Source organism: Marinobacter sp. UBA2688, assembly GCF_002352785.1.
GTDB classification, from domain to species: domain Bacteria; phylum Pseudomonadota; class Gammaproteobacteria; order Pseudomonadales; family Oleiphilaceae; genus Marinobacter; species Marinobacter salarius.
Map to the genome: position 1 here is coordinate 407899 of NZ_DELU01000026.1, position 15343 is coordinate 423241.

At 57.9% G+C, this 15343-nt stretch carries 17 protein-coding genes; 4 read left to right on the plus strand and 13 right to left on the minus strand.

The features are described 5' to 3' along the window. Positions 1-8 precede the first annotated feature (8 nt). Positions 9-890, minus strand: coding sequence for a LysR substrate-binding domain-containing protein (locus B3M52_RS17300; RefSeq protein ID WP_286749976.1), 882 nt, complete (start codon positions 888-890; stop codon positions 9-11). A gap of 165 nt (positions 891-1055) precedes the next feature. On the opposite strand from B3M52_RS17300, the gene B3M52_RS17305 reads away from it, so the two are divergent. The 4 genes from B3M52_RS17305 (at position 1056) to B3M52_RS17320 (ending at position 5121) form a co-directional block, all read left to right on the plus strand. Further along, the gene (locus B3M52_RS17305; RefSeq protein ID WP_227662382.1) at positions 1056-2174 is read left to right on the plus strand and encodes an S-(hydroxymethyl)glutathione dehydrogenase/class III alcohol dehydrogenase; all 1119 of its coding nucleotides are present in this window, start codon (positions 1056-1058) and stop codon (positions 2172-2174) included. Between the two features lie 52 nt (positions 2175-2226). Then, a complete protein-coding gene (gene fghA / locus B3M52_RS17310; protein ID WP_036202357.1) occupies positions 2227-3066 on the plus strand; it encodes an S-formylglutathione hydrolase in 840 nt (279 codons plus the stop codon). Positions 3067-3186: 120 nt separating this feature from the next. Further along, on the plus strand, positions 3187-4191 hold the full coding sequence (locus B3M52_RS17315) for a porin (RefSeq protein WP_075195479.1): 1005 nt from the start codon (positions 3187-3189) through the stop codon (positions 4189-4191). 120 nt (positions 4192-4311) lie between these two features. Further along, a complete protein-coding gene (locus B3M52_RS17320) occupies positions 4312-5121 on the plus strand; it encodes an IclR family transcriptional regulator (RefSeq protein ID WP_036202351.1) in 810 nt (269 codons plus the stop codon). Here the strand turns inward: B3M52_RS17320 and B3M52_RS17325 are convergent. From B3M52_RS17325 to B3M52_RS17380, 12 genes are all read right to left on the minus strand, one after another. After that, the gene (locus tag B3M52_RS17325) at positions 5118-6074 is read right to left on the minus strand and encodes an AraC family transcriptional regulator (RefSeq protein WP_075195481.1); all 957 of its coding nucleotides are present in this window, start codon (positions 6072-6074) and stop codon (positions 5118-5120) included. The two genes, B3M52_RS17320 and B3M52_RS17325, sit on opposite strands and share 4 nt — an antisense overlap. Before the next feature lie 176 nt (positions 6075-6250). Continuing rightward, positions 6251-7195: a ketopantoate reductase family protein gene (locus B3M52_RS17330; RefSeq protein WP_036202345.1), complete on the minus strand. Its 945-nt coding sequence runs from the start codon at positions 7193-7195 to the stop codon at positions 6251-6253. A gap of 28 nt (positions 7196-7223) precedes the next feature. Further along, entirely contained in the window at positions 7224-7922 is a 699-nt protein-coding gene (locus tag B3M52_RS17335; protein ID WP_041333577.1) for a hypothetical protein, read from the minus strand. A gap of 38 nt (positions 7923-7960) precedes the next feature. Next, positions 7961-8152 (minus strand): 2-hydroxymuconate tautomerase, encoded by a 192-nt coding sequence (locus tag B3M52_RS17340; RefSeq protein ID WP_007152856.1) that lies wholly within the window; start codon positions 8150-8152, stop codon positions 7961-7963. A 9-nt stretch (positions 8153-8161) separates the two neighbouring features. Further along, positions 8162-8797, minus strand: a complete 636-nt coding sequence (locus B3M52_RS17345) for a glutathione S-transferase family protein (protein WP_075195482.1) — start codon at positions 8795-8797, stop codon at positions 8162-8164. Beyond that, the gene (locus tag B3M52_RS17350; protein WP_075195483.1) at positions 8794-9387 is read right to left on the minus strand and encodes a 2-hydroxychromene-2-carboxylate isomerase; all 594 of its coding nucleotides are present in this window, start codon (positions 9385-9387) and stop codon (positions 8794-8796) included. Before B3M52_RS17350 ends, B3M52_RS17345 begins: the two co-directional genes overlap by 4 nt. Before the next feature lie 33 nt (positions 9388-9420). Next, positions 9421-10215 carry a 2-oxo-3-hexenedioate decarboxylase gene (dmpH, locus tag B3M52_RS17355; protein WP_075195484.1) on the minus strand — a complete coding sequence of 265 codons (795 nt, stop codon included), beginning with the start codon at positions 10213-10215 and terminating at the stop codon, positions 9421-9423. Continuing rightward, complete coding sequence (gene dmpG / locus B3M52_RS17360; protein ID WP_075195485.1) at positions 10212-11249, minus strand: 4-hydroxy-2-oxovalerate aldolase; 1038 nt, start codon at positions 11247-11249, stop codon at positions 10212-10214. Before dmpG ends, dmpH begins: the two co-directional genes overlap by 4 nt. 12 nt (positions 11250-11261) lie before the next feature. After that, on the minus strand, positions 11262-12197 hold the full coding sequence (locus tag B3M52_RS17365) for an acetaldehyde dehydrogenase (acetylating) (RefSeq protein WP_041333571.1): 936 nt from the start codon (positions 12195-12197) through the stop codon (positions 11262-11264). A 23-nt stretch (positions 12198-12220) separates the two neighbouring features. Then, positions 12221-13006: a 2-oxopent-4-enoate hydratase gene (gene dmpE / locus B3M52_RS17370; protein WP_075195486.1), complete on the minus strand. Its 786-nt coding sequence runs from the start codon at positions 13004-13006 to the stop codon at positions 12221-12223. Next, positions 13006-13866, minus strand: coding sequence for an alpha/beta fold hydrolase (locus B3M52_RS17375; protein WP_041333570.1), 861 nt, complete (start codon positions 13864-13866; stop codon positions 13006-13008). Before B3M52_RS17375 ends, dmpE begins: the two co-directional genes overlap by 1 nt. A gap of 7 nt (positions 13867-13873) precedes the next feature. Beyond that, positions 13874-15334, minus strand: coding sequence for a 2-hydroxymuconic semialdehyde dehydrogenase (locus B3M52_RS17380; protein ID WP_041333567.1), 1461 nt, complete (start codon positions 15332-15334; stop codon positions 13874-13876). Positions 15335-15343 lie beyond the last annotated feature (9 nt).

Below are 15343 nucleotides of genomic sequence, written 5' to 3' on the forward strand. Positions count from 1 at the left end.
AGCCCCAATCAGGCGTTTGGCACGCCCAGTGAATCCACAAAGTAGTCCAGCAGCATTCTCACCTTTGGCGACAGGTGACGGTTATGGGGATACACCGCCCAGATACCGTCATCGTCTTCCTGGTAATGAGTCAGAAGAGGTATCAGCGTACCCGCGTCGAGTGCCGGCCCAACGTAATAATCCGGCAGCTGGACAATACCAACCCCCTTCAGCGCTGCATCCAACAAGGCTCTGCCGCTGTCACAACGCACGTTTCCACGAATCCGGACATTGCGGGGATGACCCGCATCCTGAAATCGCCAGTAGCCCAGATTCCCCTGAAGGCAATTATGGTGTTCCAGCTCAGACAGAGAGTGCGGGGTGCCATGGACAGCGAGATAAGCTGGCGAGGCGCATACATACAGAGTCCGGGCAGCAAGACGCCTGGCCATCAGGCTGGAATCGTCCAGTTTACCAAGCCGTACCGCAAGGTCGTAACCTTCCGCCACCAGGTCCAGTTGCTGGTTGGTCAGTTTCATTTCAACGTCGAGTTCGGGATACCGCAGTACGAAATCGTTGACCAGCGGTGCGATCGACTTCTCTCCGTAGGTTACCGGCGCCGTCAGTCGCAGCCGGCCCTGGGGCACCAGCTGCATATTGGTCATAGAGCGCTCCGCCTGTTCAAGGGCGTCCAGTATCTGGCGACAATGCTGATAGTAGATCTGCCCGGCCTCAGTCGTGGAGACGCGCCGGGTCGTTCGATAGAACAGACGGGTGGATAACCTGTCTTCGAGCGCGCTGATCTGTCGGCTGACGTGAGCGGTCGAGACGTCCAGGCGTTTTGCCGCCCGGGTGAAGCTCTCCGTTTCAGCCACCGCCACGAATTCGTTTACACCTTCCCAGCGCTGCATGTCACCACCCTACTTTTGCTTCAGCAATCCTGATTATTACACATGAGTAAAAGTGATTTCACGAATACGGTCATTATCAACATCTGTGCAGCAAATATAATCACCAGATCATTCGGGCAGTGTCCAAATACAGATGCATCACAAACGGAGAGAATTATGAGCGAGATGATCAAATCAAAAGCAGCCATTGCCTGGGGACCGGGGCAACCACTCTCCATTGAAGAGGTGGATGTAATGCCGCCGAAAGCCGGTGAGGTTCTGGTGCGGGTGATCGCTACCGGCGTGTGTCACACCGACGCGTTTACGCTTTCCGGAGACGATCCAGAAGGTAATTTCCCCGCGATTCTGGGCCATGAAGGCGGCGGCATCGTTGAGGCCATCGGCGAAGGTGTCACGAGTGTCGAGATTGGAGATCACGTTATTCCCCTGTACACGCCAGAGTGTGGAGAATGTAAATTCTGCCTCTCCGGTAAAACCAACCTGTGCGGGAAGATCCGGGAAACCCAGGGCAAGGGCCTGATGCCCGATGGCACCAGCCGTTTCTACAAGGATGGCCAGCCAATCTATCACTACATGGGCTGCTCCACCTTCTCCGAGTACACCGTGCTGCCGGAAATCTCTCTGGCCAAAGTGAACAAAGAAGCGCCACTGGAAGAAGTGTGCCTGCTGGGCTGCGGAGTAACCACCGGCATGGGCGCCGTCATGAACACTGCCAAGGTGGAAGAAGGTGCCACCGTGGCGATCTTCGGCCTGGGCGGCATCGGCCTGTCTGCCATTATTGGCGCTACCATGGCCAAGGCCAGCCGCATCATTGCTATTGATATCAACGACAGCAAATTTGACCTGGCAAAGCAGTTGGGCGCGACCGACTGCATCAATCCGAAAAACTATGACAAACCCATTCAGGAAGTCATTGTCGAACTGACAGATGGCGGCGTGGACTACTCCTTTGAGTGCATTGGCAACGTCGACGTGATGCGTTCTGCCCTGGAATGCTGCCACAAGGGCTGGGGCGAATCCGTCGTCATCGGTGTCGCAGGTGCTGGCCAGGAGATTTCCACCCGCCCATTCCAACTGGTGACCGGTCGAGTCTGGAAAGGCTCCGCGTTCGGCGGCGTCAAAGGCCGCTCCGAGCTCCCTGGAATTGTCGAGCGGTATCTGCAGGGCGAGTTCAAACTCAACGATTTCATCACCCACACCATGGGGCTTGAAGACATTAATGAGGCGTTCGAACTGATGCACGAAGGAAAGAGCATTCGTAGCGTGATCCATTTCGATAAGTGACCGGCGCGGTCGCCTGCCGCCCATGGCAGGCGACTCACCCACGGAGTTCTTGATGAGCATCGAAAACCTGAGCAGCAACAAAAGTTTCGGTGGCTGGCACAAGCAGTACAGCCATCGGTCCGACACCCTTGGTTGTGTCATGCGTTTCGCGATTTACCTGCCACCACAGGTGGCTAGTGGGCAAAAGGTACCCGTCGTTTACTGGCTATCGGGCCTGACCTGCACCGACGAAAACTTCATGCAGAAAGCGGGCGCCCACCGCGTAGCCGCCGAACTGGGCATTGCCATTGTGGCCCCGGACACAAGCCCCAGAGGCGACGACGTCGCCAACGATGACGGTTACGATCTTGGCCAGGGGGCGGGGTTCTATGTGAATGCTACCGAGAGCCCCTGGAACACGCATTACCGCATGTACGATTACGTGCTGAATGAACTACCGGCACTGGTGGAGTCGGTGTTCCCAGTGACCGGCCAACGCTCTGTCGCGGGACATTCCATGGGCGGGCATGGCGCCCTGGTGCTGGCATTGCGCAATCCACAGACATACCAGTCGGTGTCTGCCTTCAGCCCGATCAGCAATCCGGTCAGCTGCCCGTGGGGCAAAAAAGCCTTTGCCGCCTATCTCGGCAACGATACCGGGCGCTGGGCTGCCTACGATGCCAGCTTGTTAATGCGCAAGGCACAGAAATTCGTGCCGGCCCTGGTGGATCAGGGTGACGCTGACAATTTCCTGGCCGAACAGCTTCGCCCCGAAGCCCTTGAGGCGTCAGCCCATATCAGCGGTTATCCGCTGGAACTGAATCTGCGCGAGGGCTACGACCACAGCTACTACTTCATTGCCAGCTTCATTGAGGACCATCTGCGATTCCATGGTCGTCATCTGGAACGGTGACGGAACCCTGCACCGTGCCGGAGATAAGTACAAAAAACGGATAGGGATGTTCATTAACCGGATATTTGCCCACGCCTGAATAACCGATAGTTCAAATGCCAAACAACAAGGAGAAGGCAAATGAACTATCGACATTCATTACTAGCGCTCGCTATTGCATCCGGTCTCAGCGCGGCCCCCGCCGTTCACGCTCTCGAACTCGGCGAGTTCAACGACACCAAATTCAGCATCGGTGGCTATTTCAAAGCCGAAGCCATCTATGAAAAAGTCGATGATGGGGATTCCCGCATCTTCGGCCGTTCCAACCAGTCCCGCGTTAACCTTAAAACAGTCACCCAGAAGGAAGGCCATACGATTGTCGGCTTTGTGGAAGGCGACTTTTACGGCGGCACCTTTCCTGGCGAGAATAACGACCTACGGCTTCGCCACGCCTTCATCAAGGTGGATCAGACCACCGTGGGGCAGACCTGGACCGGCCAGTTCTGGGCCGTTGCCTATCACGATTACCTGGATTTCCTGGGCGGGCCGCGAGGCACCCTGGGCGGGTTCAACTTCCGCACAAACCTGATTAGTCACGAGGTTGCCGGCTTCCGTTTTACTGCACAGGACCCGGTCAACAACGACGCCGACACGCCTGATCTTGCGGTTAACTACAACCTGAGTCTCGACGGTGGTCACCGTGTTATCCTCACCGCATCAGGTCGCGAAGTTGAAAATGGCGACTTCGTGGGTGGCGGCGCCATCGGCTCGAAGTTCATGATCGGGCCTCACAGCCTGAACGTGAATGCTCACTACGGTGAAGGACTTGGTGCATTCACCGGTGTTGGCGTAAACAACAGCCTGTCGTCACCGGATGTCGAAAACGACGACGCTGTCAGCCAGGCAGGGTTTGACGTTGGCTTTCGCTACGTCATCAACAACGAGTGGCGGGCAAACGTCGCCTATACAGCCGTCGAAGTGGATGACGACGCCGACACCAACTACGAAGCCCATCGCGTCAACCTGATCCATAACATCACCCAGGATCTGGAAGCCGGGATAGAGTGGCGAAAGTACAATCTCGCCTTCGGCCCGCTATTGCCGGAAGGCCAGCAGGTTGAGGTCATGGCCAAGTACAAATTCTGATCCGGACCTTCAGAATTGGTATCCTTGCCAACAACCCGAAAAACAGGTGCCCGCCGTCTCCAGGGTGCCTGTTTTCCGCTGGTACACGGCAGCACCAGTCATTCGAAAATGGTAACGTCCATGGCAGAAGAAAGCCCAAAGCGGCAAGGAATCGGTTCGCTGGAAATCGGATTGCATATCCTCAATTATATTTCCACAGCGCCAAAGCCACCCACCCTCAAGGAACTGTCGGGCGCCCTGGATCTGTCACCTAGCCGCGCCCACAAATACCTGGTCAGTTTGCTGCGAGAGGGCTACATCAATCAGGTGAATCACACCCAGTACACCCTGGGCAATTCCAGCCTGACCCTGGGCATTTCAGCACTCCGGCGCATCAACCCGATTCAGCTGAGTTACGAAGCCGTTGACCGGCTCAATGAGGAAACCGACAAAACCGTGTCGGTCACCGTCTGGAACGGCAACGGCCCACTGATCATCAAGTGGCTGGACTCAAGCCAGCCAATCTCGGTCAACGTGAGGCTGGGCGCCGAGCTATCGCCACTGAACTCAGCCTCAGGCAGGATTTACCTGGCCCACCTGCCAGCGAAGCGACGCAAGGAACTGGTGGACCAGTATTACAAGAACGCCAAGTCACTCCCGAAACATCGGGGCAAACCCATCACCCGGGAGGAACTGCAACCTCATCTGGAAACCATCAAACGGGATAACTACTGCGCGTTTTTCAGTGATTACCTCCCCGAAATCAATGTGCTCAGCCGCCCTGTATTCGATATCAACGGCAGCATTGTCACCGTCATCACCCTGTTGGGTCTTGATCGGGACACCGACATCAGCGAAGGCTCATTCCTGTTCGAACAGGTCCGGGAATGCAGTGACCGGGTTACCCGACAGATCTGCGGGCAACAACGGGAAGGTAATGGCCGGGATTAACCGGCCATTCGCAGGGTTTCAGAGGGCAACTCGCCGAAGGATTTTCGATAATCCGAAGAAAACCGGCCCAGATGACTGAAGCCATATTCCAGGGCGATCTCGGTGACATTCCGGCACTTTCCCTGCAAAAGGTCTTCCCGCAACTTCTGTAACTTCAACTGCTTGATGTAACACTTGGGGGTCGTCGCGAAGGCCTTGGAGAAAGCATTGTAGATGGATCGAACACTCATATTGGAGACACTGGAAAGCTCTTCTATATCGATGTTGCGATGCACGTTCTGTTCAATGTACCGCAGCATTTTACCCAGCATGGGCGTACAGGCCGCACCGTTCTCCTGGCTGGACCAGTTACTGGGAAATACTTTCAGCAGTTTCTTGAGGATAATTTCACGATAGGCGCCGCAAACCGGGTTTATGTCCTCGTCTTCGGCATCATCAAGCTCGGACAGCACCGCCTCCATGATATTGATCAGGGCAGGACATAGCCGAAGCTCCACGGGCGCCCGGGTAAAGCGAATGCCATCCTCCGGCAACCGACCGTGTGATAACTCACGGGCATTATTGAGTACATGCTCGGGAACCTTGATGATCAGCTTTTCGCAATCATCCGAATACTCCAGATCAATCTTTTCATAAGGGTTCACCATAACCGCCTGACCACTGCGAACCTTCATGCGCTCGCCCGCCTGATGCCAGACACACTCACCCCGAGTGACCACCTGAAAGTGATAGATGGACTCAAGTTCGGGGCTTTTTACCCGTACATGGTTACCGTAACTGAGTTGGGACATCCCGAACCCGGCAAATTCCCTGAAGCTGAGACTGGACTTCCGTTTCTGCTCTCCAAGCATTTCCAGGCGATGCTGCCCGATATGCTGGTTAACAAACGAAGACACCTCTTCCGGATGTGCCCCCTGAAGGACGGTAGCGCCCGCAAGTGATTGACCAAACATCTCTCGCCTCATTTACTTATTGTTAATGAGTTCACTTTATATAAATTCAGGTGATCAATCAACAACCAACAAAGACACCACCGAAACAGCATGCGTTAGGTCATCAAAGAAGAACGCGAGCATGAGAAATAACTGGGTATACGAGAGCGGCAAGAGCACCAACTCACAGCGGGAAGTCAGGAGGCCTGTTGCTTCAACAAAGTGGCGATGGTCGACGTGTATGGAGCATCGATGCCAAGATTGGCGCAACGTTTAAGTACAGCGCCCGCAATACTGTCCAGTTCAAGGGGGCGCCCCTTCTCCCTGTCTATCAGCATGGACGTTTTGATTGCATTGAAGGAACTGATCAACTCGAACATTTCGTGGAGATCTTCCTTCGTGAGGTTTACATCATCGGCCCTTGATGCCTCAACGGTTTCCGCCATCATGCCATACACAATCCTGCTGAACTCGGGACGATGAGTCAGGCTGCGGGTATCCAATCCTGTCAGTGCCGAGAGGGGATTTACACCATTGTTGATCACCAGCTTACGCCATAGCTCGTAGCGAACGTTGTCGGAAAGCGTGGTGGGAATACCCGAGCCGTCGAATGCCGCCGCGAGTTTCTCCAGCAGCAACGAGCGCGCGCTGCCGGGCTTACGCGCCGCAGGCCATTCGCCCATCACGATCTCAGCAACGCCCTCTGCTTCGACAACACCTGGCCGCACAATATGCCCGCCGATCCGCACCGCAAGCCCGCCGATGATCCGCTCGGCCCCGATGGCTTCTGCCAGCAATGGCTCATTATCAACACCATTCTGGAGGGACAATACAGGAACCCGGCCCTGCCTCAGCCAGGCTCCGAGCTCATCCACGACCGACTCGGTGGCTGTCGACTTCAGGGCAATGACAATGACGTCAAAGTCGTCAGGATGGAATCGGGCGACCAATTGCTGGTGGCTGAAGGCCTCTGGACGATGAATCAGTTCCCTCCCCCCGTAGTGGACCTTCAGGCCGTTGCTGACAAGGGCATCCAGATGGGCTCCGCGAGCAGTGAGCACCACCCGGTGCCCCGACTCCAGAAGCCTTGCTGCGTAGTAGCTTCCAATACCACCGGCCCCAACCATCAGTAGTTTCAGCATTCACGGAATCCTCTGCGTTTTCGACAGATTATTGCATCCATCCATAACCTGCGAGGGACTGGCTATTCTCATTCAGAGAGAAGCCAAACAGGCGCTGAGGTGCCTGCATTCCACCTAGACTGAAGGCGGTATTGAGCACACATAACGTTGGGTCGGCAACGGGGGCTTCGGCCCCCGGAGTAGAATGAGAGGCGCGCAGGTCAGATTTCGACATGGCTTTTACCCATCTGTGCTCATCTTCCCACTGACGAATCAGATTACGGAGATAACTGTCATGTGGCTGAGGATGATCCTCGTTATTGCCGACGTTTTCCAGCCGGTCCAGGCATATCAGCAACACACCCTGGTCTCTCAAGGCTTCCAGGCAATGACCAATATCCCTGTAGTGTTCACTGGTCATACCGGTGTTGAGCCGCAGTTCAATCACCTCCTCAGGCGCAAGATGCGTCATGCTTTCAGCCAGTTCCTTCAAACCCTGTTCCCGAGACCCGCTAACGGCGACATCAAACCCCCGTTCCGCCATTCCGGATTGCAGGCGTCTGGCAAGAATCCCCTCACCACACTGGTGAAAGATTTCCGGCTGTGCGCCCCCTTTTTTCGAGGTAATAAATGCCACGTTGACAACTACGAGATCGGGCCGTATCAGGCGGCGCAGGCTGGCCTGCCCTTTGGGGCCTGTCAGCGCTTCTGTTTCACAGGACAAGTACAGCACGGGCAGCTTGGTCATGTTACTCACCGGCAATAGGCGTTGGTTCGAGGACAGCGCTAGGGCCGTACTTTGCTGGCCGGCTCACCGGCTATCCCAAAATGGCTTTTAGGCATTTCGGTAATGATCACCCGTACGCGTTCAATCGGTGAATCAATTGAGCGTGACATGGCTTCCGACACCTCACGAATAAGGCGCTCTTTCTGTTCGTCCGTGCGACCTTCAAGGATATACAATTGGGCTATCGGCATTATGGTTCCTCACGCAAAATCAACAAGAATGTTCCTGACCCGCTCAGGGCTCGAGGACAAGAAAGCCGGGTGGATGGCCTGGCGACCAAACCATTGGCGAGTTCGAGGAAAATCAGCAGGGATATCCACGCCATAGAGCAGAGCCAGGGCAAACCTTGGGAACAGGGCGCACTCGGCCAAGGTTGGCCAGTTTCCGAGAAGGAAGTTTTCGTCTCGCAGCGCCATCTCCAGTGCGGGCAGCCCACTCAGGAATCCGCGTGTACCCCTGCGAATCCTGCCTTGGTCCCATTCGCTCTCCGGTTTATCGCGTTTCTCAAAAACCACTTCCCGCAGGGATCGCCCCAGAACATTATCCCCATACACAATCCAGCTTCGTGCTTCCGCCCTTCGGCGTGGAAAATCCGGGAGCAAAGCCGAGCCAGTTTCGGCCAGGTACTCAAGCATCGGGCCGGAGTCGGTCAGTACCAGGTCATCCTCAATCATCACTGGCACCGTTTGACTCGGCGATAACCGCTGCCACTCGACGAGAACATCCGGGTCTGACCTGTCCATGCTGTGCATCGCCCGCCCTTGCAAAGCCGCGGCAATCCGGACTCGCCAGCAAAACGGGCATTCGGGCTTATCAATCAGTCGTATCCTGCTCATTGGCGTGCCGCTCCCAAATCCCTCAGGTGCTCCCCCACAAAATCCAGCCTGTCCTGACCCCAGAAAATCTGGTCGCCGATAACAAACGTGGGAACACCCAGGGCACCTTTTTCCTGTGCTTCCTGCCAGTTCCGGTCAAGTTGGGTATGGAGTTCGGGATCATCGACCGCCCTGGCGAACGCCTCCCTGTCTAGTCCAACGCTTTCGGCAACTGAGGACAGGACCGCTGCATCCCCTATGTCCAGGCCGTCCGCCCATTCGGCGCGCATCACTGCCACCACATAGGGTTTGAGCAGTCCTTCCTTCTCTGCCAACAGTGAACCAGCCCCGGCACGGGTAGGATCCGTACTCTTCGGAGGTGGGGTCAGAGGCATGCCAAACCGACGTGCCCAGCGTGCCACGTCCTGCCTGGCGATAGGCATCTTGACCTTTGCCCGGTCCGGATCCGAGCGACCGTGCCATCCTCCCAGAGGCCTCCAGAGCAGATTGACTTGGTACTGGTCAAACAGCTCGAACATACGCTCGCTGGCCAGATAGCAGTACGGGCTGCGAAAGTTGAAATATAAACGTAGATCAATGGTATCGCTCATAATTCCCTGCTCCGTTGGCAGTGCCTTTGAGGCTTAGATAAACCTTCCGGTTACGGTCCCCAGCCCCTGATAACGCACGGTGATATTATCCCCAGGCTCCACCGTGATGGCGGCGGTTATGCCACCGGTCATGATGAAGGTGCCCGCGGGAATGTGCTCACCCCGCTCTGCCAGCAGATTCGCCAGCATCGCCACGCTGGAGGCCGGATGGCCGAGCACGGCGGCACCCGCGCCTACATCGACAACTTCACCGTTCTTCTCGACCACCACGCCCAGGGTTTTCAAATCCACATCCGCCACATCGGCCATCTGGCCGCCGGTGATAAACCGGGTTGATGAGGCGTTATCCGCCACGACACTCACCAGGTCGAACTTGAAGTTCTCATAGCGGGAGTCAATAACTTCCACGGCGGGAATCACAAAGTCCGTCGCCGCCAGCACTTGGCCGATATGGCAGCCGGGGCCTTTCAGGGGTGCCTTGGTGACGAAGGCAATCTCGGCTTCGATTTTCGGATGGATCAATTCCTGGGTGTTGACCACGCCGCCGTCCGGCACACTGAAATAGTCTGCCAGGAAGCCATAGATCGGAGTCTCCACACCCATCTGGGCCATCTTTGCCCAGGAGGTGAGGCCCATTTTCATGCCAACGATCTTGTTGCCACGCTCTTCCTTGCGGCGGCGTATTTCCCACTGCACGTCGTAGGCATCCTCGAAGGTCATGTCCGGGTAGTCATTGGTGACCTTGGTGATGTCGTGGGCCTGCAACTCGGCGTTTTCCACGTGTTCGGCCAGGGCCAGCACCTGTTCACGGCTCAGTGTCTTGCTCATGCGTTCTGCTCCTTTTGCGCCGCCAGCAGATCCAGCGCCACATCCACAATCATGTCTTCCTGGCCACCCACCATCCGGCGTTTGCCCAGTTCAACGAGAATATCCACAGTCTTCAGGCCATACTTCTGCGCTGCTACCTCCGAGTGGCGCAGGAAGCTGGAATAGACTCCGGCGTAGCCAAGCGCCAGGGTTTCACGGTCCACCCGAACCGGGCGGTCCTGCAGCGGCCGCACAATGTCATCAGCGGCATCCATCAGTGCGTACACATCGGTACCGTGCTCCCAACCCATCTTGTCGAAGGCGGCAATGCACACTTCCAGCGGGGCGTTACCCGCACCAGCGCCCATGCCGGCGAGGCTGGCATCGACACGGTCACAGCCTTCCTCGACAGCCACGATGGAGTTGGCCACGCCCAGCGCGAGGTTATGGTGGGCGTGGATGCCCGTCTGGGTTTCGGGCTTCAGGACGTCTTTCAGCGCCCGGAAGCGGTCGCGGATGTCGTTCATGTTCATGGCGCCGCCGGAGTCGACGACATAGAGGCAGGTAGCCCCGTAGTCTTCCATCAGCTTGGCCTGTTCCGCCAACCCTTGCGGGGTCTGCATGTGGCTCATCATCAGGAAGCCGACGGTGTCCATGCCCAGTTTGCGGGCGTGCTCGATATGCTGCTTCGACACATCCGCTTCGGTGCAGTGGGTGGCCACTCTGACGATTCTTGCGCCGGCGCTGTAGGCATTGTCCAGGTCGTGGACGGTGCCGATGCCGGGCAGCAGCAGGGTGGCGATTTTCGAGTGGGTGACTACGTCCGCCACCGCTTCGATCCACTCCAGGTCCGTGTGGGCGCCGAAGCCGTAGTTGAAGCTGGAGCCCTGCAGGCCGTCGCCGTGGGCTACTTCAATACTGTCGACTTTTGCCTTGTCCAGGGCCCGTGCAATGTCCTGCACGTTCTTGATGGAGTACTGGTGACGAATGGCGTGGCTGCCGTCCCGCAGGGTCACGTCGGAGATGTAGAGTTTCTTGCCGGGGTTATAAGTCATGGTTCAGTCTCCTCACTTGACCAGCGATTCGGCGATGCGCTCGGCAGTACCAAGAGCCGCGGAGGTCATGATGTCCAGGTTGCCCGCGTAGGCCGGCAGGTAATGGGCAGCACCCTCCACTTCCAGGAAGATGGAGGTCTTCAGGCCGCTGAACTTACCCAGGCCCGGGACGTTCATGGGCTGGTCTTCAGGAATCACATCAAACTGCACTTTCTGCTTGAGGCGATAGCCGGGCACATAGCGGTTCACCGCCTTCACCATCTCCTCGACGGAGGCTTCCACTTCGGCTTTGTCGGCGGCATCCGAAAGCACGTACACCGTGTCCCGCATCAGCAGGGGTGGTTCGGCCGGGTTGAGGATAATGATGGCCTTGCCCTTGCCGGCACCACCGACCACTTCGATGGCCTTGGAGGTGGTCTCCGTAAACTCATCGATGTTGGCGCGGGTACCGGGGCCGGCGGATTTACTGGAAATGGATGCCACGATTTCCGCGTAATGAGCCTTGGCGACTCGGGACACCGCCGCGACCATGGGAATGGTGGCCTGGCCACCGCAGGTGACCATGTTGACGTTGCCCTCGGCCAGATGTTCCTCCAAATTAACCACGGGCACGCAGTAGGGGCCGATGGCCGCCGGAGTCAGGTCGACCACGCGGATGTCGGGTTTGTGTTCCCGCAGCAGTTTGTCATTGTGAACGTGGGCGCCGGCCGACGTGGCATCAAACACAATGCCGATGTCGGCGAACTCGGGCATCTTCACCAGCCCTTCCACACCCTCGGCGGTGGTGGCCACGCCCATACGTTTGGCACGGGCCAGACCATCGGACTCGGGGTCAATCCCGACCATCACCCCCATCTCGATGTGCTCGGCGGTGCGCAGGATCTTGATCATCAGGTCGGTGCCGATATTGCCCGAGCCGATGATCGCCGCTTTGATTTTGTTGCTCATGATGTTGTCCTCTTCAATCCGGGTCAGGCGAAGCGCACGGAAGCACTGCCGATACCACCGATATCCACACGCATGTAATCACCGGCCTTGACCGGCTCCAGCGGAACCAGGGAACCGGACAGGATGACTTCACCGGCTTTCAGGGTGATGCCGAACTCGCCCAGGGTGTTAGCCAGCCAGGTCACGCAGTTCACTGGGGAACCCAGGGCCGCGGCACCGGCCCCGGCGCTCAGCACACTGCCGTTCTTTTCCACCACCATGCCGCAGGTCACGAGATCGACCTTGCGGGGAGAAACCGCCTGATCGCCCAACACAAACAGGCCACAGGAGGCGTTATCCGCCACCGTGTCCTGGATGGCGATCTTCCAGTCCTGGATGCGGGAATCGACGATCTCGAAGCAAGGCATCACACACTCGGTGGCGGCCAGCACATCGGCATTGGTTACCCCGGGGCCGCTCAGGTCTTTCTTCAGGATGAAGGCAATTTCGCCCTCGGCGCGGGGCGCAATCAGCCGGTCACTGATGGGCATGACTTCACCGCTGTTGAACACCATGTCGTCGGTCAGGTACCCGAAATCCGGCTGGTGCACGTTCAGCATGTTCTGCACCGCCTTGCTGGTGACACCGATCTTCTTGCCGATGACGGAGGCGCCATCCGCCAGCCGGCGTTCCAGCATGCGCAGGGAAATGTGGTAGGCGTCGTTGATGGTGATGTCTTCGCCACGGTCGGTCAGCGGTGCGACCGCCTCCCGGTTCAGCATGGCCTGGTAAAGCTCGTCACCGAAGGCCTGGATGCGTGTCTGTTCCATTACTCTGCTCCTGAAGCCACTTGATCGGCCTCGGTCAGGAAATCGTTCACCAGCCGGGCAAACCGGTTGGCATGTTCAATCTGGGTCCAGTGGCCGCAACGCCCGAATACATGCAACTGGGCTCGGTCGATCAGTTCAGCCAGTTTCAGTGAGGCGGCCAGCGGTATCACCTCATCTTCGCGGCCATGAAGAACCAGGGTTTCGTGGGGCAGCGCCCGGATGTCCTTCTCCTCGCTGGCCAGGTTGTCGACCCAACGCTGACGCGGTGCCGGGAACATGGCGGCAAAGGATTCCTGGAAACCGGGGCGGATACTGGCCTGATAGCGCATCTCCGCCAGTTCGTCGGTGAGCAGGCCTTTGTTGAAGGCAAACACATCCATCAGGCGACGCATGTTTTCAAGGGAAGGCTGGTAGCCCCAGACGTCATCCAGGCCCTCGGTGATCGGAAAGCTGACGCCGGCGGAGCCCATCAGCACCAGACGACGAACCCGCTCCGGGTACTCGATCGCCAGCGCCAGCGCCAGGCCGCCACCGAAGGAGTTGCCGACCAGATCCACCTGTTGCAGATCCAGTGCATCCATAACGCCGATGGCATGGGCCACCCAGCGCTCCCGGTTGTAGGTGTTGTCTTCCGGGCGTTGGGTATACCCGAAGCCGAGCATATCCGGCGCCACCACACGGCGATTCTTCGCCAGCTCCGGAATCACCAGGCGCCAGTTGGCCCAGGCGGTGACGCCGGGGCCGGAGCCGTGGATCATCATGACAGGAACACCGCCCTTGCCATGGTCATGGACGTTGGTGCGGTAGCCGGCGGCGGATATCTCACGCCCGATTTCCGGGCTGTTTTCAGGTGCAGTCATGGTTAGCTCACAATTTCACACAGATGTTTTTCATCTCGGTGTAGAACTCCAGGGAGTGCACACCACCCTCGCGGCCAATGCCGGACTGTTTGCTGCCACCGAAGGGTGTGCGCAGATCCCGCAGGAACCAGCTGTTGACCCAGATGATGCCAGCTTCGATCTGGCCCGCGACCCGGTGGGCGCGGGTAATGTTCTCGCTCCAGATTGCTGATGCCAGTCCGTAGGGAAGGCTGTTGGCCAGTTCGATGGCTTCCTCTTCGGTGTCGAATGGGCACAGGTGGACACAGGGGCCGAAGATTTCATCGGTAATCACCGTCGAACTTTCCGGCAATCCGGTCCAGATGGTGGGCTGAACCCAGGCACCACCGGCCAGCTCGGCCGGCATATCGGGAACACCACCACCGGTCACCACCGTGGCACCGTCATCAACGGCTTTCTGGTAATAGGACAGAACCTTCTCCCGGTGTTTGAGGCTGACCAGCGGACCCATATCCGCCTCGGCATCATCCGGCGGACCAATCTTCATGCCTTCCGCGGCTTCTTTCAGTCGGCCAACGAACTCGTCGAAGATGGAACGTTCTACATAAACCCGCTCAGTGCCAAGGCAAACCTGGCCACAGTTGGCGAAGGCTGAGCGCATGGTGCCCTCGATGGCCTTGTCCATGTCGCAGTCGGCGAACACCAGGCCGGCGTTCTTGCCACCCAGCTCCAGGGAGATATCCCGGATGCCCTTCGCGGCTGCCTTCATGATGACTTCGCCGGTGCCGGTTTCGCCGGTAAAGGTGAAACCATCCACTAGCGGATGCTCGGTGAGGAAAGCGCCGGCTGAATCCCCACCGAAGCCGTGAACCACGTTGAACACCCCGTCCGGTACGCCGGCGTCTTTCATCACTTCGCCCAGCAGGGCGGTGGTGGTGGGGGTTTCCTCGGAGGGTTTGACCACCACGGTGTTGCCACAGGCCAGAGCAGGCCCGACTTTCCAGGTCATCAGCAGCAATGGCAGGTTCCACGGGCTGATCACCCCGATCACGCCCTTGGGGCGGCGTACGGCGTAGTTCAGCGCGCCGGTACCGTCCGGCGTGGGCATTTCGAAGGATTCCGTGGGCACGTTCTTGATCATGTCCGCGAACACCTTGAAGTTGGCCGCGCCCCGGGGAATGTCGATGTGGCTCGCCAGGGATTTGGGCTTGCCGGTATCCAGGCATTCCGCTTCCAGGAACTCGTCAAACCGTGCGTTGATGCCGTCAGCCACCTTGTGCAGGATGCCGGTGCGTTCCTCCAGTGTCATCTTGCCCCAGGGGCCGCGCAGGGCCGCTTTCGCGGCTTTGACTGCGGCGTCCACCTCGTCACGTCCGGCTTCGTGAACTTTGCTGATCACCTTGCCGTTGGCCGGGTTGACGTTGTCGAACAACTTGCCGCTGGCCGAGCCAACATACTGCCCATTGATGTAGTGCTTGATGTCTTTCATTGCTGCCTA